Below are 19,429 nucleotides of genomic sequence, written 5' to 3'. Positions count from 1 at the left end.
GAGTCTGACCTCTCTGCATGTGAAGGAAAAGGTTAATAAAGCTGAAAATAGCGCTGACGCTGTTCACGTTGCGCTTATCAAACAGATTATGAAACTTAACCAAAAAACATCCTGTTTCTGACTGGAATTCTTTTACCGCTACGCTTTTTTCTTTTTACTTCAATGAGTTGATTACCACACTCTCGCATCTATACTTTCCAGTAAGGCTTCCGTAAACCCGATAACATTCAGAGAAGTCAGTCTTTTTCCTGTCGATAGCGCCGCACATAGATACCTGCTATCTCTCGTCCAGACCGCCACAGGACCTGATGCCTGTCCTTCAGTGGTTGTGCCTTATGGCAAGGATCGCCCATCTGTTCAGACTGGTCATAACGACCAGTCTGCAATGCATACCTGTAACGCCCTGACCCGTTTCACGACGGCTCGTCAGAGAGAAACGTGTTGCTTTTTTTTCGGGAGATGCCATGACGCCTTTTACCAGTTTCTGGCAGGCCGGCTATGAAGGTGCCGACCATATCAATCCTGCCGGGATTGCGCTGTCGATGAACGATCTTAATCAGCATCAGGCACGTGTAGCAGAGGATTATGCCGCGCTGTCCCCCTTTTCTATTCGCACGGTACGCGAAAGCGTCGGCTGGCGCTTATGTGAACGCGATGGGCATTATGACTTTTCGACGGTCGCTGCGCGGATGCGGGCCGCAGAGCAGCAGGGCATCCAGCTGAGCTGGACAATCTGCCATTACGGCTGGCCCGCTGGCGTCAGCCTGTTTGATCACGATTTTATCAGTCGCTTTGCTGCGTTCTGCGGTGCGCTGGCCCGCTTTCTGGCGCCCTGGTATCAGCAGCCGCCGGTCTACTCCCCAATGAATGAAATCTCCTTTGTCAGTTGGGGCATCTCGGTCGGGCTGTTCGCCTGTGAGGCGATTCCGGCGCCGGATCGGGCGGATGCTGCCAAGCAGCAACTGGTTCGCGCCACTCTGGCCGCCTGTGATGCGATCTGGCTGGCCGATCCGCGCGCCCGTCTGCTGCACTGCGATCCGCTGATCCATATCGTGCCCGATCCTGCCGATCCCACCAGTGACGTGCTGGCACGTGAGATGTGCGATACCCAGTATCAGGCGTGGGACATGCTTAGCGGCAGGCGTAACCCGGAGCTGGGTGGCACACCCCGCTATCTCGATCTGATTGGCGTGAATTACTACCACGATAACCAGTGGGAACAGGGCTCAAACCTCCGCCTTTACTGGCATCTGGGCGACAACCGCCGCCAGCCACTGCATCAGATGCTGCAGCAAGTCTGGCAGCGTTACCAGCGGCCCATTCTGCTGGCGGAAACGAGTCATGTTGGCAGCGGACGTGGAGCCTGGATCAGCGAAATCACCGCCCAGGTAGCGCAGGCACAGCTGGCAGGCGTTGATCTGATCGGCATCTGCCTCTATCCGATCCTCGATCGTCCCTTGTGGGAAGAGACAACCTTCTGGACCCGCAGCGGTTTATGGGATCTCGATCTGCTGGGGCCGGATCCTTACGCCCGCCAGTTACAGCAGCCTTATGCCGACGCTTTACGGCAGGCGCAGCGCTTTTTGCAGCATATTCAGTCCCCACTACAACGTCAGGAGCACACCATGAAACCACCTGTTCTCATTGTTTTCAGCCATTTACGCTGGGGATTTGTTTTCCAGCGTCCGCAGCAGCTTCTGACACGCCTGGCGCAGCACTATCGCGTGCTGTTTGTCGAGGAGCCGGTCCGGCAGTCGGGGCCACCGGGTCTGCATCAGAGTTCACCTGCCGCTAACATCACGGTCATCCAGCCACATACCGACAGCGACGCGCCCGGTTTTCATGACAGCCAGATCGCGCCACTGTTGCTGCTGCTGGCGCCACTTCTTGAGGAAGATGAACAGCCGCTGATCTGGTTCTATACGCCGATGGCGCTGCCGCTGCTGACGCCGTTTGATCCCTCGCTGGTAATTTACGACTGTATGGATGAGCTTTCCGCCTTCCAGAATGCGCCGCGCCAGTTGCAACAGCGCGAATCGGCACTGATGACCCGCGCCGATCTGGTCTTTACCGGCGGCACCAGTCTTTACGAAGCGAAGCGTGACAAACATTCTCAGGTCTATTGCTTTCCCAGCAGTGTCGATGCTGTTCATTTTGAGCAGGCACGCGATCGCACTAATCGTCATCCGTTGCAGGATACGATTCCACCGCAGCGTCTGGGATACTACGGCGTGCTTGATGAGCGCATCGACCTGTCGCTGATTGCGACGCTGGCAGACACCCACCCCGAATGGCAGATCATTATGGTTGGGCCGGTAGTAAAAATTGATCCCGCCAGCCTGCCACAGCGCGACAATATTCACTGGCTCGGCCAGCAGCCCTACCAGGCACTGCCGCAATTTCTGGCAGGCTGGGATGTTTGTCTGATGCCGTTCGCCATTAATGCCTCCACCCGCTTCATCTCGCCTACCAAGGTGCTGGAATATATGGCGGCGCAGCTGCCGATTGTCAGTACCGCGATTGTCGATGTGGCGCGCCACTACGCAGAGGAGGTGGCAGTAGCAGAAACTCACCCGGCGTTTATTGCCGCTTGTGAACAGGCAATGGCGATGGGTGCCGCTGAGCGGCTGGCGCTGATGGGACGGATGCAGACAAAAGTGGATGCCACCTCATGGGATCGCACCGCTGAGCAGATACATGGGCTGATCCAGCAGGCGCTCGCGCAACGTCAGCCTGCCCTGAAGTCAGCCAGTCAGGCCAGCGCACAGGCTAACGTCACACCTTTAACGCCGGCCATGCTGGAGAGCGATGCGGTGCCGTGCCTGATTATCGGAGCCGGACCCACCGGGCTGAGCGCCGGTTATCACTATGGCGAAGGTGCCGTACTGCTGGAGAAAAATAGCACCCCAGGCGGCTGGTGCCGCTCGATTGACGATCAGGGGTTCACCTTCGATTATGCTGGTCACATTATGTTCTCGCAGGACCCATATGTGTTGCAGCTCTATGAAATGCTGCTGGGCGACAATCTGCACTGGCAGGCACGTGAAGCCTGGGTCTACAGTGACGGCGTGTATACCCGCTATCCGTTCCAGTCTGCGCTGCACGGCTTGCCGGTCGAGGTGGTAAAAGAGTGCGTGCTGGGGGCTATCGAGGCGCGTTATGGCGCAACGGCGACAGCTGCCGTGCCGCTGGATCGCGCGCGGGCGCGGCGGGATTGCTGTGCGGATGGCGCGATTCCTGATGAGGGCAGCAGCAGCGGCATGGTGGAAGGCGAAGAGGATTTCCAGCACTTCATTATGCGAACCTGGGGTAAAGGCATCGCACGTCACTTTGCCCTGCCCTACAACCAGAAGCTGTGGAAAGTGCCGCTGACAGATATGGAAACCTCCTGGCTGGGCGGACGCGTCCCACTGCCCGATCTGTCGCAGATCATCGATGGCGCACTACAACCACTGGCGAAACCGGTCGGCCCTAACGCCCGATTTGGCTATCCGCTGCGCGGCGGTTTCCAGGCACTGATGTCCGGCTTCCTGCCGCATCTGAAATGTACGCTGGAAACGGATACGACGCTGACCCGCATCTATTCGCAGGCGCATGTTGCGCTGCTGGCGGATGGTCGCCACTACCGTTATGAGCAGTTGATTAGCACCATGCCGCTACCTGAGCTGATTAAACTGATGGGCGATGAGGTGCCGGAGAGTGTGCAACGGGCGGCGCAGCAGCTGCAGTTTGTTTCGGTGCGCTGTGTGAATCTGGGCATTGGTCGCGCTGATCTGACCGAAAAGCACTGGATTTACTATCCTGGCGATACGCTGTTCCACCGCATCTTTGTGCAGGGTAATGCCAGCCCACACTGCAATCCGCCGGGCGGATTCGGCTTAACCTGCGAAATCACCTACAATGCGGCCAACCCACTGCCGCTGGAGGGCGATGCGCTGATTGAGCGCTGCCGTCAGGATTGCATCAGGGTCGGCATGATCACTGCGGACGATCCGCTGCTTTGTGCTTCAGAGGTTGATATGCCCTATGCCTACGTGGTCTATGACCATGCACGAAGCGATAACGTGGCGCTGATCCGTCAGTGGCTGCTGACTCAGGATATTCATCTGTCGGGTCGCTACAGCGAGTGGGAATATTACAATTCGGATCACGCGTTTCTGGCAGGTAAACGTGCAGCCGAAAATGTCCGGCTGCAGCATGTCCGCGCAGGAACCGTTGGCTGATTTTAAGCCGCCCGCTACGACAGTCGCTGGCTGCACTTCGCGGCTTTCAGCGACTGTAACTGATTCAGTCGCCGTTCTGCCTTCTGGCTGGCATTGTATTTCGCAATGCCATTACCCAGCCCGAAATCGCCGACAAACCCCAGTACGGTCAGTGCATCAAACTGGCCGGTTTGCTCAATGTCACTCTGCACGCTGTGCGCTTTCACGAGTTCCTGATCCAGTGCACTGCAGTTAAGTGTCGCCGTCTCTTCCGGCGTTACCGCCGCCGCCTGAGGATACTGTTTGGTGGCACAGCCGGTTAGTGCCAGCGCCAGCAGCACCGTTAAAACGCTCGGTTTACCCATTTCTTATTGCCTGTTTTTTGCTCAGTCAACGCTATTATCGGCAGCATACACAGAGAACATGAGTCTCTGACCTACCAATAATGGTCGAAACCGCTACGCTAATGTAGGATTCAGCGCGCTGCAGTCATAAGCAGCCTGCTACCGACCGGAAGTCACGCAGCGAACGAACATTATCCGTTCATCACTTCTGCCAGACCTTTCAGATAGTTAGCCAGTATGATGCTGCCACCAGCAGCGTGTTAAGAACAAAGCCAGACCGTTAATGCGTCCCAGGCCCTCGCATAGGCGAAGACAGGCACAGAAAATTTGCGCGTCGGGTTTATCAGCGTTTGTTCCAGATGAGGTTTTTCCATGCGTTTTAAAGGATTGAACATCGGGTTTTTCATTTTGATTCTGGCTATCGCCACCGTCGCTTTTTTTGACGTCCTTTCGCCCTATTTCTCGTCGATTTTATGGGCAGCGATTCTGGCGGTCATTTTCCATCCGCTGAAAACCTGGCTTCGTAATCGACTGGGTGATCGTAATGGCGTAGCGGCGTTAATTACCCTGCTCTGTATTTGCCTGATTGTGTTTACGCCGCTGGCGATCATTGCCTCCTCACTGGTGGTTGAAACCAACGCCGTCTATCACAAGCTGCAGACCAACTCGTCGCAGTTCCCGGTGGTCTTCGCCGATCTGTTGCAGCATCTGCCGCGCTGGGCGAAGCATTTTCTGGCTGAAAACAATCTGGATAACGCCGGGCAGATTCAGCAGAAGCTCTCCTCGTTTGCCCTTAAGGGCGGTCAGTATGTCGCGGGCAGCGCCTTTATCATCGGTAAAGGGACGTTCAGCTTCACCGTCGGCTTTGGCATCATGCTTTATCTGCTGTTCTTCCTGCTGAAAGATGGCTCCTATCTGGTACATCTGATTCTGGAAGCGCTGCCGCTTTCAACCTACGTGAAGCATCACCTGATGGTGAAGTTTGCCGCCGTGGCGCGCGCGACGGTGAAAGGCACGGTGGTAGTCGGTATCGTTCAGGGTATTCTCGGCGGGTTGGCCTTCTGGTTTACCGGCATCGACGGCAGCCTGCTGTGGGGTGCGCTGATGGCCTTCCTCTCCCTGATTCCGGCCGTCGGTTCCGCCATTATCTGGGTGCCTGCGGCGATCTTCTTCTTCGCCACTGGCGCACTGTGGAAAGGGCTGTTCCTGGTGGGTTTCTTCGTGGTGATTGTCGGTCTGGTGGATAATATCCTGCGTCCGCTGCTGGTCGGCAAAGACACCAAAATGCCTGACTACATGATCCTGATCGCCACGCTGGGCGGTATGGAAATCTACGGCATTAACGGTTTTGTTATCGGTCCGGTGATTGCTGCTCTGTTTATCGCCTGCTGGAATCTCCTCTCCGGACGCGACAACCGCGAGAATATCGAAGCCATCGACGAAGAGTTTATCGAAGAAGGCAAGAAACAGTCCGATGACGCCGCCGAGGCAGCAGCAGAAGCCGCGGCAGAAGCGGCTGCGGCATCAGCGGAAGCGGCTGCAGAAACGGAAAGCAAAGTCTCAGCATTAGTCGCCTCGCAGAGAGAGAAAGCAGCCTTGAATAAGCCCTGACAGCGTCAGGCCATAAAAAAACCCACCTTTCGGTGGGTTTTTTTTAACTCTGAAACAGCAGCGAATTAGTTGGTCGCTTTGTTTTTCAGATCTTCAGCACCCTGCTTGGTTTTATCCCAGCCTTTCTCAGTGCCTTCTTTGGTTTTGTGCCAGCCCTTCTGTGTACCTTCGGTGATTTTGCTACCGGTGGTGTGGCTCTTGCCTTCAGCGTCGTGCTCAGACTTCAGCTTCAGCTCTTCGCCTTCGTTCTGGGTCTGATGCAGTTTTTCTTTCGCGGTATCAGCGCCTTTATGCGCTTCTGCAACGGTGTTGTCTGTAGTAGTAGCAGCAAATACTGGCGAGGCCAGCAAAATAGCAGACAGTGCAATAATTGATTTCTTCATAATTCCCTCTGTATTCATCGTTGCCGTGTAGGTTTTAATCCTGGCATAGCCTTCCCAGGAAAGATTTAAGAATAAACCAGGAATGAAAAAGGGCCAGTTTTCACCAGAAAAAGTGATTGATTGTAGATTTTTCGCCCACTACCAAAGCGCGAGCTGCGGATCGTCGTCTTTTTCAGGCTGATTTCGGGTCACGCGAACAGGCGGCGCAGACTGTTCCAGCTGTCGCGTAATCCACGCCAGTAACACCGTTACCACATACACCTGCTGCTCAGCACTCAGCGGCTGATGCTGTCCGATATTGTGCCATTTACTCAGACAGCCACGACAGCATGTCGCGGTGGCGTGCTGGGCGATAAACACCGGATGGCCGCGCATGGGTGTCTGTTTGCCATCATTCTCAGGCTGGGCAGGCGCAAGGCGCTGTTCCACAAACTCTGCGGCGTGCTGCCTCACTACCGACTCGCCTTTGCTGTTGGCGTAATCATATTCAGCGCGTCCAAGGCGAAAACGCTGGCGGAACGGTGAGCGCGCCAGCCGGATAAAGAGATCGTCTGAAACCTTCATGCTAATACTCGTTACTCATATTTACGTCCCGCCAGATAACTGACGCCCTGCAGACCAAACGCCTCGCGATGCAGCTCATTCGGCTGCAGGTGAAATGTCTCACCGGGATGATACGTCGTGTCGCCCTGTTCAGTACTGATAGTGATGTCACCACTGAGAATCAGTGCCAGCGCCTCAAAGGGATGGACGTGATTATCAAGCTGGGCTGACGCTGCTCGTTCAACCAGCAGCGGCTCATCAAAGCCCTGTTCGGCTAACAATTTTCTGAATTCATGTTCGGTCATGGCAACACCTCAATGTGGAACAGACCCTAAGCAGTGTAGACGATCTTTATGGTTACTTATGGCACTCAACGGGTTACGTACCGTCGCGCAGGCAACGTTGTTGACCGGTCAGTCGGATGCTGTTCCTGCTTTCTTATTGTCGCTGGTTTGACATCAGGATGACAAAAAAGTGTGTTCACCATGAAAGAACAGGACTATTGCTGATTAATCACCAATAGTCCAAAAGAGGCGTGGAGGCCCGTCGGGCACAGACGCTGCTGACTCAAACAGGACTCATTATGCTGCAATCAGACGAAAACGAACCCCGCAGCGACAGCCAGTGAATCGTAGCGTAGGCCAGTCGCGTAGAGTGGCGTGGATAGCGTTATTGTCGGCGGTGGTGCCAGTAGGTTAAATGCGGCGGCAGCGTAACGGTGTGCGCACCCGACGATGGATTACTGAATGCCAACCGCCAGGCGTCTTCCCGGATGGAAACTAGTGCTGGTTGCCCATTTTTTCGGCGTAGTCGATATGTTCGGAAAGACTGGCAACCAGTTTTTTGGCCATTTCAATGGTCAGCCCCAGGAACAGCGTCTCCTGCGGGCCCTGTTCACGCGGGGCGTCGGGATCGATATAACCGAATTTGAGGACGAGTGCCTGATGCGAACTCAGAGGACCGATATGCCAGCCGGTGATGGGGTAGAAGGTAAAACGTGTAAATTCATTCACATTAATCCTGACTGTAAAAGCATAACGCTGATTGATAGTCAGGCCAGCTCTGATGATAAAACATGAGTGGAGTAGTGAGTCTGAACTAAATCGACAGGATTACAAGGGCAGCGGCAGAATAAGCGCAGCGTCAAAGGGTTCGCTTTGTGGCGGTGTCTGTTGCCTGTTCTGCCGGACCAATCCCGCGCATCTTCATGTGGACCCGCAGCAAAAACGGGCAGTTGCGTCAGGTACAGCGAAAGAACACGGGTCAGGAACAGGATGACCGTTTATGCACCCTCTCCTGACCCGTCACGATTACAACCAGCCAGAGCGGCGCAGCCTGGCCCACAGCCCGCCGCAGGCCACCAGCGTCAGCCCGACAGCCAGCGGATAACCATACAGCGACTTCAGCTCTGGCATGTGCTCGAAGTTCATGCCATACATGCTGAATACAACTGTCGGGATCACCAGAATCGCGCCCCAGCCGGCCAGCTTTTTCACCACTTCATTCTGCTGCACCGTGACCAGCGCCAGATTGACCTGCATGGCGCTGGTCAGCATCTCGCGCATATCTTCCGCGTCAGTTACCACATGGCGGGCATGGTCCTGTACGTCACGGATATAGGCACGCAGCGGACGGGGTATCAAATCTTCATGCAGGTGAATCAGCTGATTGCAGATCTCTTCAACCGGTAGCGCCACATTGCGCAGCGACAGCAGATGACGACGCATGGTGTAAACCGATTGCACCGACTTGCGGTCGAATTCGCTGGTAAAGAGATCGTTCTCCATCTGCCCGACCCGCTCATTCAGTGAGGTGGAGAGTTGAGCATACCGATCCACGACAAAATCGAGCAGGCAGTAAAGCGGATAGGCCGGACCAAATTTTAGCAGCGCCGGGTTTTCAGACGCCCGCTGTCGCACCGGGGTGTAGCTTTCCGATGCGCCGTGACGGATGCTGATCAGGAATTTTTTCCCAACAAAGAAATGGGACTCACCCAGCTCGCAGGTATCATCCTTAGCGCACACCGTCTTCACGACAATAAACAGTGAGTCGCCATAATGTTCGATTTTAGGTCGCTGATGGGCATTAAGCGCATCCTCAACCGCCAGTTCGTGGAGTCCAAACTCCTCTTTAATCTTCGCCATAAACTCAGCGTCTGGCTGCCACAGCCCAAGCCAGATAAACGCCTCCGGCTCTTTAATCACTTCACTGATATCATCGACCTGGACCTCTTCGCCCGCGCATCCCGGACGATACACCATGCTACTTACGATCATCTTCTGCATTCCTGTTGTGACAGTACATGGAGCTTAGCTAATGCCGGGCCTGTAACCGGATAAAAACCGTAAGGATTTGCTGCGGCGTTGCGCAATCTGCGGATTACCACTTTAGCCCAAGCCCGGTGGAGAAGATGCCTTCATTCAGGGTATCCGGTATGCCGCTGACCAGGTTGCGATGATAGCCAATATGCAGGGTTGACCAGGAAGTCAGGCTATAGCGCATTCCGACTTCCGCATCCAGCATAAATACCCCGTCATCGTCCAGCGAATGGCCGATGTCGCCATTGCTGTAAAGCGTGACCGACTTGCCCAGCAAATAGCGCTGATAGTTCCAGCGTACTGAGCCGCCAAAATGTCGCTCTTCCCTGTCATCGCTGTAGCCATACTCAAAGGCACCGCCCAGCAATGAGAGTGAGAACGCGCTGAGTTCAGTGTCCCACAGCTGATAGCCTGGCCCGGTCCCGATCAGCGCCTGCCGGGAGAGATTCTCAACCCAGTCGCGCTTGTAGGTCGCGCGGGTCTGCCAGAAATACTGCTCCCTGACCAGGTAATCAAAGGCATAGCGCAGGCTGTAGTTACTGGTGTTGATGCTGTCGTTTTCCTGCTCGCGATTGAAGGTCGCGCCGATGTCATGCCGCCATTTTCCCTGGTTGAGTTTGGTGTTAAGCGCAAAACTGTAGTCATCCGTTTTGGTCGAGGCTTTTTTGACTTTGACGCCCGCATCGATGTTGCCGGTCCAGGCGAGCTGATCGGTGCGTACTTTGGCTTTCATAAACTCGTCAATACGCCTGAGGGAGACCTGCTGCTCCTGCTCGTTGCGCTCAACCCAGACATAGCCGGGATCGGACGAGCTGAGCCGCACCTGATAATGCTCACCGGTCTGTTTGTTTTCGACATTGACCGGATTCTCGCTGGCGAGCGTGCTGACCGCATTCCAGTCCAGCGTGACGGTCCCGGCATACTGTGTCTCTATACCCAGCTTGCCGTCACTGAGATAACGAATCGTGCCCGTCAGCCGGTCGCCATTATTCAGCCAGACGGTATCGGCTGCGGCCTGCTCTGCCCATCCGGCACAGCAGAAGATGACCAGCAGTCTGGTCAACAAGTTGGAACAACGCATGGCTTTCCCTGTAAAAGCGTTGTCCTGCATGGACGACGCGTCACCGCAAATTCTGACCCGACAATTAAGCCGATTCTGCGATGATAAGCAATCTGCCCAGGGTTATGACAGGTCGTGCAGTGCTTTACCGAGCGGCGGAGTCAGCGCGAAATCCATAAAGCTAACCGCCAGCCCTTCGCGTTCGGGCGAGCAGCCCATCACGCCGACAAAACGCCGCCCCTGACCCGGCCACGGGCAGAGTCGCAACAGCGGCCATATCTCTCCATCAGTGGAGTACTGGATCCTCAGCGCGGCATTTTCCAGCGTGGCTCGCATCCAGAACTGACGCGCATCGCCTGGAAAAACGCCGGTAGACCAGTCAGAAAACTCACGCGTGACCACGCTGCCAATGGCGGGCTGGTCATCGTTGAACTCAATACCCGCTTTAACCCAATGCGTTTCACTGTCCTGAATGAACAGACCAGCCTGATCATAGAGCTGACTGAATTCTGCCCTCACCTGCACCTGAACGGTGAAGTCGTTTTCTACCCAGAAGCCAAAGGCGTGGCCGCTGTGCCGTTCGAAGCCGTACCAGGTGCGCTGCCAGAAATCACTGTTTAATGCGGTTTCGAACTGCAACGTATTGCCATCCAGACTGTGTACCGGCGGCTGATTAATCCAGACGCCGCCTTCGGTGGTCAATGAACTGACTGCTGTCATAGGGACTCCTTTCTGTACGTTAAACCGCCCGCGATCAGGTTGCTCTACCGCAAGGCGATGGGTCTGATTATCATAGCCTTGTTGTTAAACGCGCGGCAGACTCACGCAGCTAATCTGATTAAAGTGATGTGGCAGATGAACAGGTCAGAATGCCTGATGCAACAGACAAATCCGCCTTATCTGCGGTTTCGCTTATTTTTCTTTCACACACTTATGAGGGGAAATAATATCGACCAGGACCAGTGCACTTAACTATTTCATTTTGTTAATCGCCTGGCTAAAAACGTATTTAACTACCAGGCTTGTTTTGTCTGAGGGCAACTTAACTCATCAAATATAAGGATTAAGCCACCATGGTAGATAAATCAGAGATTCTGGATCACGCACAGGTTGTTGATGTAAACGGCGAACATGTCGGTATTGTCGACCATTTTGAAGGCGACGACAAAATTAAACTGGCGAAAAGCGACCCTGAAGCAGGCGGCAAGCACCACATTATCCCATTCAGCTGGGTTAAAGAAGTGGATGACAATAAAGTCATTCTCTCTAAAGCCAAAGCGGATGTTGAAAGCGAGTGGCAGTCTGCATAAATCGTTAGCCGTGGCGCCTGCCACGGCTTATTTTTATTACTCCAGAAAACCGCTGTAAATGAAAACGTCATTCCGCCCTGCCCGAACTCCTTTATTTAATCACTCTGCTTATATTAAACAGCGCGATACGCATTTCCCTGCACTCATTATACCCCGTCTGTTTATAACGCTTCAGATGTTGATATTTTCAGCATGAGACGAGGAATAACAGTGAAACGCACCGTCAATCAGAGGATAGTTCTCTGAACCGGGCAATTCAAAATGCCACCATTCGGTTGCAATACCGCTAAAGCCACCGCCCAGCATGATGGCATTAAGCATCAGTCGGTTGCGCTGTGCCGGAACAGGCACTGCAGGATGATAAGGATGAGAGTGCTCACTCATCTCATCAAAGCCGGTGCCCATATCCACGATCTCACCGCGCTCATCGATCAGCGTCACGTCTACCGCCGTTCCGCGACTGTGGTTTGATCCACGCGAAAGCGGCACAACATAGTCAGGATTCGGACAGGCCTGCCATAAAATAGCCTGCGCAGCAGGTGGCCGATATGCATCGAGGATCAGCATCTTATAGCCCGCCACACCGGCGATATTGATACATTTTGCCAGCGCTTTCGCCGCATCAACGTGCAGCAGACAACGCGCGTCGCGATAGATCGGCTTACCGGTGAGGTTGTCAGCGGTGGCATATTTGAGATCGATGGCTGACTGAGGAAAGGCCTCAGCGATATCAACAAGACTCTGACTTTCCATGATGGGGTGCTCCTTGTTCATAAAATTTTAGAGTTCAGGTATCTTTGCTAACGCATTCTTCCAGACCGTAATGAACGATCTATTTCCTTTACCAATTCTGAGGTATTTGCAGGCATTTGCCAGATTCTGTAGTGAATGAATCTTTCTGGCACTCCTGGACATCCTGCTTTTCAAAAAAAACAGTAGTCTAAAAAATTACATGTCTATTATTAACAAAAAATTACTTCAAAAAATCTCATTAAACTTACTTTTAGGCAAGAGTAATTTTACTGCCGGAATAAAATTAATATCAATGAGTTCTGCTTTTGGCATATAATGACCACTGTTATTCGACCAGCTTTTCAATACACCATTAATAAAATCCACTTCACCCGCAAAAAACACATCTTTATCAAGACATATTGAAGTATGGCCCTGTATTGGTTTGATAATATCAGAAGCAAACGTCCGGTAACCATCAGGTACGCCACAGAAGACCTTTCCTGGCGAGAAAGAGGGAATAACAAATAAAAATCGCCCATGAGGTTTCGGGATATTAACTTTCCTTTCAGGCATCACAGGGACAAAAAAATAATCATTGTCAGACAACCTCCTTAGCTCAAGGATTTGCTCTGGGCCAGCAGGTTCTTGTAAGGATAAAAATGAATTGATTGTCTTCATTTTAGCACGATGATTAAATATATTTTTTAACTTATCACATTGAGTGCTTGTTAACATAAACATTACCTTTTATATTATAGAAAAATAAAAGCATCCACCAGAAAAAAATAAGAGAAACCTCACCCTGAAAACACCGCCATATTCTTCTTAAAAGCTAAAAAACCAAAAGAAGATATTTATGGAGTGTATGTTTTAACCCCAGCATTTTCAGGTGTGATATCAAACATGTTATTAAAATTATGCCTTAACGTTGCAATTTATGAACATCTGTTAAAAAGGGTATTTCCTTATCGGTATCTGGCGCAGGAACCTCTTTTAATTTATAGATAAACGCGCCGTATGTAGCACCCAGATAACGTATTTTTTCATAAGTATTTACTGGACAGACCTGAAAATAAACTTCTGGCGGATATAACACTTCACCTTCATCAATCCAGGCTGATATTTCTGCACCAGAGTATCCCTCCACGATAAAGACAACTTTTTTATCTCCTTCAGAAACAGATCGGGAATCATATTTTCCTGCGGAAAACTCTCTGGCAACAAGCTGATATGTGGTAGTGGAAAGAAATTGATCTGTGGTTACAACGGTAGAATGCTGACTGTAATAATCGAGCAAAGTCACAAACTGTGATGACGCCAGAACGCCACGAAACGTTGTCCCTTTTCTTTTTCTTTCCAATAGCAGATTTTTAAGCAGTAATGTTGAAAAGCCCGCAGACAACCTGCCCTGTAATCTCATGCTTCTTACAGTAAAATCAAGGCTAAACCCATAACCTCTGGCAGCTTCTTCGCTTTCACGCCTGAACTTTTCAATGACATCCTCCATACTCATGGTAAGTGGTTCAGACACAAGCCGCTGAACTGGATTGAGACGTCGTCTTAAGGGCGTATTATAGTAATTACCTGAAGTAACATAGGTTGCTACCAATGCCCTGTGAAGGGTTTTTATGGGGCTGATTGCTTTTTCTTTTTTTACAACCATCCGGTTTCGCACTATAAAATCCTTTTTACAATACCCTTTTGATATAGCCATACTTCTTATTTTTGACTGAATAACATTATCACTACCCCCGAAATCCCAGTTGTATTCTTCAAACTCAACTTCGCAGTTAGTATATTTTGGGAAATAACACATAATCAATGCCTGTAGTTCCAATGCCTTGTTTACCTGCAATGGATTGCTGGCCACACACTTTTTTTTATCCATACGTATCTCCTTACTAATTAACGGATAACAGGGCTGGCAGGAACATTCTCCCGGCACCTTACGAATAATCAGTAAAATGTTAAAAATTTAGCTTTCATCTAAGCACATAAGAGCTACCATCAACTGTTATAAACCCTTCTTTTTCAATGTGATATGAAAAATTAAGCCTTCTTAACCCAGGATGTCTTCCCATCGGAAATAGAAGTCTGTTACTAGCATTAACCCTGAGGATTTTTTTTATAAACTCCATGTCCTCTTCAAATTTTGACAGTGTTTCTTCGTCATATTCCCCTTTGATCAAAAGCTTTATAAGATAATTTGGTCTGAATGAAACCCCTCTTAGCTTTATCATTTCAGTACATGGGAAGTCCATATACATCCGTACGCCTGTCTTCCCCACAAGAAGTATTTCGTTATAATTACCCGCACTGGAAAAAATTTTTCTCAAGAATTCATTTGGATGACGTAAAATATTATAAGGACCAGACATTTTGAAACCATGATCATTAGGTCTTTCTATCCCTTTAAAAATACTTTCGGTCAATGCCGCTTTATCCAGAACACGTCCATGCGGAACATTACCTTCAAGCCCTGAAAAATTATTGAATCTCACATCACTATGATGCGTACCCAAAATATTTTGTACCGGAACACGAAGATTGAGTTGAATATCCAGAGGCACCCGACCTTTCATAATACCGTTAGAATTCGTCACTGCACCTGTACAACAGGCAGATATAACATCCCATGATGATAGAACCGCTTCTACAGTCTTTGTTAAAAAAGGTGAGTTTGTGTTCTTTTTTCCAATGGCAGAAACGCTTCCGCGGGAAGAGATACAGTGTGCGATCATTAAATCTGGTCTTGCTTTTTTATTTAATTCATAATCCCACGCCCGTAATATATCGCTATTAATCTTTTCTCTTTCGTTTCTAACCTGAGTTCTCTCACTGAATTTTTTTAAACATTTCTTTGAAATACTTCTATCAAAGTTTATCATTTTAAATCTCATGTTTAGTATAATTTTACACGGGTGATGCTAGCTTAGCGTTGCCAGCCACCTCAAAATAACAAAATCAAATCAGCTTTATTTTTTCAGAAAAAACATTACGTTCATTAAAGAGCATAATCCTTTTGGGACTTAATGATTTTCTTGTGCTGGCTTATCATTTTGGTTCACTGACAATACATACAAAGCATTTAAAGCAGACAAGGTTTTTGCAACAGACTCCAGAATTTCTTTACGGCTGCCTTCTTTATCCTCTGCTGAATATCTAAGCAGTTCTTCTGGTGGTACGCCTGAACTTTCCAGTTTTCTGCGTATTTTCCAGGAAAAGCTTTTCAGTTCAGAAATCGTTAAATATCCTCCTTTTTTCTGTTCTGCATTGGCCAGTTTTAAATCAAATTCGTCCAGATCGGCAGTAACCTCTTTGTAGTTCCACGTTGAGGGTAAAATGTTAGCCTTAGCCTGCAGTTTATACTTCCATTTCTGACTGACTGAATTATCAGGCCATGCATTTTCAAGACGCTGAGCAAGAATATCGCCCTTGCGAAGTAATTCATCGTTTGGACGATCCGCAATCCATGTCAATAATGACGCCGACTTATGCAATATTTCATCACGATGACTTTCCAGTTCTTCCTTATCTATCCCCTGCCATGCTAATGCTGTCAGTGCATCGTCACCCGGAAAATCCTGAAGTACCCCAGCAAGCTTTTCGGTAACTCCTGGTTTTTCCATGTATCTGATGCCGGACATTAACAGCATGGTCGCCAACATACCGCCAATAATACCTGCACATCCAGCCTGAATAAGATGCTTTCTTTTTATGCTGCTCCCCTGGACAGAGGAATTGGTTTTAATATTGATCGGAGATAATTCTGGCCGTATATCTTTATCAATTTTTAAATGTGCAAGGCTTAAAATCAAAGAAGAAGATGCTTTACTGCGAACCTGAAGAAAATAATGCATATTTTTTAAAGAGTTTCTGCAACGCGCATCCGTTTTCACCGCTTCGTCATAAAGCAGTGCAATGCTTTCAGCAATACTACTGGCCACGGCCGTAAAATTATCATCACAGTCAAGCTGGTAAATACTGGTCACTACGTGTGTATTCAGCCATTCAAGCAGATATCGTCGTCGATCCGAATCGACGACCGGAGGCCAGCAATATTCGGATGCCTTGCCGCGCCATACTCTAACCAGGATATTGAGTCCCTGCGCCAGACCTCTCCAGCCGTCCAGCTTTAAGCTCATCAGACAGAACCAACACCCACTCTGCAAATCATACCCATACTTACGCCAGTATGCCCGGCACTGGCTATCCAGCGTTTTCCATTCACTTTCACTCATCCTGCGAATATCTGCATTCTGCATGGACCAGTTGATTTCAAGAAACTCCGGGCTCTGTCTCGGATCTTTTTTATTAACTTTTAGCGCCTGAAAACCAGTGCCTGAGTTCATTTTCTTTTACTCTGTCGATCTGTAACGATGGCAAGATCTTTTCCCGTAACCTGCACCCGGATATGCAGGTTTCCGCTGCCGTCAGCTTCGAGCAAATAATCGGTCACCAAAGGCAACAGGCTTTGATTGATTACAGTATCAACATCACGCGCGCCACTTTGCCTGACATGACAGCGGTCAGCGATATACCTCACTACTGCAGGACTGTAACTGAGAGATCTCTTCTCACCGTCTCTGCCAGAAAAGCGCAGGCTGATTTTTCTGAGCTTAGCGTTGATAATATTATTAAGCGCCTGGGCACTGAGCGGTAAGTAAGGGAGCAGGGTCAGACGCCCCATAAACGCCGCTGGAAATACGCGGCTGAATTCAGGTCGTATCTGGCGGACTAATGCATTGATATCAGGAGATTCCTTTTCTCCTGCCGCCATAATTACATCATCAGCCAGATTACTGGTCAGAATGATGAAGGTGTTGCGAAAGTCGATAGTTTGCCCTTCACTGTCCTCCATGACCCCTTTGTCAAATACCTGATAGAAAAGTTCGATCACATCTCTGTGTGCTTTTTCAACTTCATCAATCAGAACAACGCTATAGGGTTGTCGACGCACAGCCTCAGTCAGTACGCCACCCTGTCCATAGCCGACATAGCCAGGGGGAGAGCCTTTCAGGCCGGCGACAGAGTGTGCCTCCTGGTACTCAGACATATTCAGCGTTATCAGCCCTCTACTTCCGCCGTACAACATTTCTGCCAGGGCCAGTGCTGTTTCTGTTTTACCTGTCCCGGAAGGTCCGGCCAGCATAAAGACGCCCATTGGCTTTAACGGATCGGCAAGACCCGCCCGACTGGTTCGAATCTGCCGGACAATTGCCTCAAGCGCATGTGATTGTCCGGTAACCCGTTCGCACAAACGTTCATACAGAGTATTCAGCGGCCCCTGTTTTTGCTCCAGGATTTGTTCCACCGGAATCCCCGTCCACCCGGCAATAATTTCTGCAACGCATGCCGCATCAACACGCTCGAAGACCATAGGTTGCTGTTTGTGCATTACAGACAGTTTCTGCCGCAGGCTTGCTTGCTGCTCAGAATTTTGGCATTGAGCAATCCGGGCAACCAGGCTCTGCTGTTCTTTCCATACCGGAGTCAGAATGGTCAGGTCTTGTTTGATTTCAGCTTTACGTTGATCCAGCCAGGCAATACGTGTTGCACATCCACTGTCCAGAGAGAGGCTACGGCGCTCAAGTGAGATATTCCTCAGCATGACATTCAGATCTTCAATCTCTCGTGGCTCGTCGCTCTGGGATAAAGCCACCCTGGCACATGCCGTATCCAGCAGCGTGACTGACTTATCAGGCAACTGCCGGCCCGGAAGATAACGGGCAGAGAATTCAACAGCAGCCACGATTGCCGAATCAGGGACTGGAATACCATGATGACTGCTGATGGCGGGTACAATCGACCGCAGCATGTTAATTGCCGTGTCCCGGTCGGGTTCCGTCACCCTGACTATCTGAAAGCGGCGGGCAAGCGCAGCATCCTTTTCAAAATATTTTTTGTACTCAGACCACGTGGTAGCACCGATCATGCGTAACTCTCCCCTTGCCAGGGCGGGTTTTAGCAGGTTGGCCGCATCGTTCTGGCCCGCAGTCCCTCCTGCTCCAACCAGCATATGTGCCTCATCAATAAAAAGAATGATCGGCACGGGGTGTGACTGAATGTCACAGAGCAGGCTTTGCAGCCGATTTTCAAATTCACCTTTTACGCTGGCTCCAGCCTGTAACAGGCTGAGATCAAGTGACATGATATCCATTTTTTTCAGTGCGTCTGGTACGGTACCGCTGACGATGCGCTGCGCTAATCCCTCAACCAGTGCTGTTTTACCGACGCCAGGTTCACCCGTCAGGATTGGATTGTTCTGACGCCGACGAAGTAATACATCTATCATCTGGCGGATTTCATTCTCACGCCCTGTAGCGGGATCCAGCTCTCCCCGGCGCGCTTTCTGAGTCAGATTATGGGTGTATTTCAGCAATGCAGGCCCACCAGATGGCACACCTTCTTCCGTGTTATCTTTTTTCTGGCCCGTACCTGAGTATTCAGACATGAGTGCGTCAGCCTTCAGCACGTCACAATGCAGTGCCTGACGAACCTCTGTCGGAAGAGGCAACGTAACATCGTCCGGGTCAGCAAGCAGACAACCAATAAACGCCGTGGCAGGAAGATGCCGCTGATGCCAGCAAATGCTGGCATGCAGCCATGCTTTCTCAAGATGCCGGACAAGGGACTCAGACAGTACGGGTCCACAGGTATTGCCGCTGCGCTGCTGGTTCAGACTATGCGTCAGCGCGTCTGCCAGTTGGTCCCCTCTGAGCCCCGCCCCCAGACACAGCTGTTCAAGCAATACCGTCTGAGTAGTGATTAGCGCCAGCAGTAAATGCTCAACACTCACCTCATGGTGAGTCCGGCTAACGGCCTGACTCACTGCCGCATTCAGGCAGTGCCGCGCATCGGCAGAAAAGACTTCCGTAATTTTTTTCAAATACTGACTCATGTTTTTTTCCTGATTTTTATAC

At 50.7% G+C, this 19,429-nt stretch carries 17 protein-coding genes; 3 read left to right on the top strand and 14 right to left on the bottom strand.

What is annotated here, in order from left to right; translation table 11 throughout:
- Positions 1–464: 464 nt before the first annotated feature.
- Positions 465–4,223 (top strand): NAD(P)-binding protein, encoded by a 3,759-nt coding sequence (locus AC6I77_RS04905; RefSeq protein ID WP_337028008.1) that lies wholly within the window; start codon positions 465–467, stop codon positions 4,221–4,223.
- 14 nt (positions 4,224–4,237) lie between these two features.
- On the opposite strand, the gene AC6I77_RS04900 is transcribed toward AC6I77_RS04905, so the two are convergent.
- The gene (locus AC6I77_RS04900; RefSeq protein ID WP_003854059.1) at positions 4,238–4,567 is read right to left on the bottom strand and encodes a hypothetical protein; all 330 of its coding nucleotides are present in this window, start codon (positions 4,565–4,567) and stop codon (positions 4,238–4,240) included.
- A gap of 351 nt (positions 4,568–4,918) precedes the next feature.
- Between AC6I77_RS04900 and AC6I77_RS04895 the strand changes: the two genes are divergently transcribed.
- Entirely contained in the window at positions 4,919–6,157 is a 1,239-nt protein-coding gene (locus tag AC6I77_RS04895; RefSeq protein ID WP_003854064.1) for an AI-2E family transporter, read from the top strand.
- A 65-nt stretch (positions 6,158–6,222) separates the two neighbouring features.
- Here the strand turns inward: AC6I77_RS04895 and AC6I77_RS04890 are convergent, their stop codons facing one another.
- The 7 genes from AC6I77_RS04890 to AC6I77_RS04860 all read right to left on the bottom strand — a co-directional run bounded on the left by AC6I77_RS04890 (position 6,223) and on the right by AC6I77_RS04860 (position 11,181).
- Positions 6,223–6,540 carry a KPN_00521 family repetitive protein gene (locus AC6I77_RS04890; protein ID WP_140033619.1) on the bottom strand — a complete coding sequence of 106 codons (318 nt, stop codon included), beginning with the start codon at positions 6,538–6,540 and terminating at the stop codon, positions 6,223–6,225.
- A gap of 138 nt (positions 6,541–6,678) precedes the next feature.
- Positions 6,679–7,104 (bottom strand): DUF4186 domain-containing protein, encoded by a 426-nt coding sequence (locus AC6I77_RS04885; RefSeq protein WP_140033620.1) that lies wholly within the window; start codon positions 7,102–7,104, stop codon positions 6,679–6,681.
- 11 nt (positions 7,105–7,115) lie between these two features.
- A complete protein-coding gene (locus tag AC6I77_RS04880) occupies positions 7,116–7,388 on the bottom strand; it encodes a cupin domain-containing protein (RefSeq protein WP_003854069.1) in 273 nt (90 codons plus the stop codon).
- Between the two features lie 474 nt (positions 7,389–7,862).
- Complete coding sequence (locus AC6I77_RS04875; protein WP_003854071.1) at positions 7,863–8,096, bottom strand: BssS family protein; 234 nt, start codon at positions 8,094–8,096, stop codon at positions 7,863–7,865.
- 297 nt (positions 8,097–8,393) lie between these two features.
- A complete protein-coding gene (locus AC6I77_RS04870; protein ID WP_140033621.1) occupies positions 8,394–9,359 on the bottom strand; it encodes a magnesium and cobalt transport protein CorA in 966 nt (321 codons plus the stop codon).
- A gap of 103 nt (positions 9,360–9,462) precedes the next feature.
- Positions 9,463–10,482 carry a DUF481 domain-containing protein gene (locus AC6I77_RS04865; protein ID WP_008924985.1) on the bottom strand — a complete coding sequence of 340 codons (1,020 nt, stop codon included), beginning with the start codon at positions 10,480–10,482 and terminating at the stop codon, positions 9,463–9,465.
- Positions 10,483–10,584: 102 nt separating this feature from the next.
- Positions 10,585–11,181 (bottom strand): DUF1349 domain-containing protein, encoded by a 597-nt coding sequence (locus AC6I77_RS04860; RefSeq protein ID WP_078804180.1) that lies wholly within the window; start codon positions 11,179–11,181, stop codon positions 10,585–10,587.
- A gap of 353 nt (positions 11,182–11,534) precedes the next feature.
- Between AC6I77_RS04860 and AC6I77_RS04855 the strand changes: the two genes are divergently transcribed.
- Positions 11,535–11,771: a DUF2171 domain-containing protein gene (locus AC6I77_RS04855; RefSeq protein WP_003854080.1), complete on the top strand. Its 237-nt coding sequence runs from the start codon at positions 11,535–11,537 to the stop codon at positions 11,769–11,771.
- Positions 11,772–11,942: 171 nt separating this feature from the next.
- Here AC6I77_RS04855 and ddpX read toward each other — a convergent pair whose 3' ends face one another.
- The 6 genes from ddpX to tssH all read right to left on the bottom strand — a co-directional run bounded on the left by ddpX (position 11,943) and on the right by tssH (position 19,407).
- The gene (gene ddpX, locus AC6I77_RS04850) at positions 11,943–12,524 is read right to left on the bottom strand and encodes a D-alanyl-D-alanine dipeptidase (protein WP_140033622.1); all 582 of its coding nucleotides are present in this window, start codon (positions 12,522–12,524) and stop codon (positions 11,943–11,945) included.
- Positions 12,525–12,749: 225 nt separating this feature from the next.
- The gene (locus tag AC6I77_RS04845) at positions 12,750–13,241 is read right to left on the bottom strand and encodes a hypothetical protein (RefSeq protein WP_140033623.1); all 492 of its coding nucleotides are present in this window, start codon (positions 13,239–13,241) and stop codon (positions 12,750–12,752) included.
- Between the two features lie 187 nt (positions 13,242–13,428).
- Positions 13,429–14,394, bottom strand: coding sequence for a hypothetical protein (locus AC6I77_RS04840; RefSeq protein WP_140033624.1), 966 nt, complete (start codon positions 14,392–14,394; stop codon positions 13,429–13,431).
- Between the two features lie 94 nt (positions 14,395–14,488).
- Entirely contained in the window at positions 14,489–15,394 is a 906-nt protein-coding gene (locus AC6I77_RS04835; protein WP_140033625.1) for a hypothetical protein, read from the bottom strand.
- 141 nt (positions 15,395–15,535) lie between these two features.
- Positions 15,536–16,858 (bottom strand): VasL domain-containing protein, encoded by a 1,323-nt coding sequence (locus tag AC6I77_RS04830; RefSeq protein ID WP_105099424.1) that lies wholly within the window; start codon positions 16,856–16,858, stop codon positions 15,536–15,538.
- Complete coding sequence (gene tssH / locus AC6I77_RS04825; protein WP_039659129.1) at positions 16,855–19,407, bottom strand: type VI secretion system ATPase TssH; 2,553 nt, start codon at positions 19,405–19,407, stop codon at positions 16,855–16,857. The genes AC6I77_RS04830 and tssH overlap by 4 nt, the downstream gene beginning before the upstream one ends.
- Positions 19,408–19,429: the final 22 nt, after the last annotated feature.

The sequence above is a fragment of the Pantoea sp. X-Soil-ISGK-259 genome (assembly GCF_059730705.1).
The sequence above is the reverse complement of the archived record's forward strand: the minus strand, read 5'-3'. Positions and strand labels throughout refer to the sequence as shown.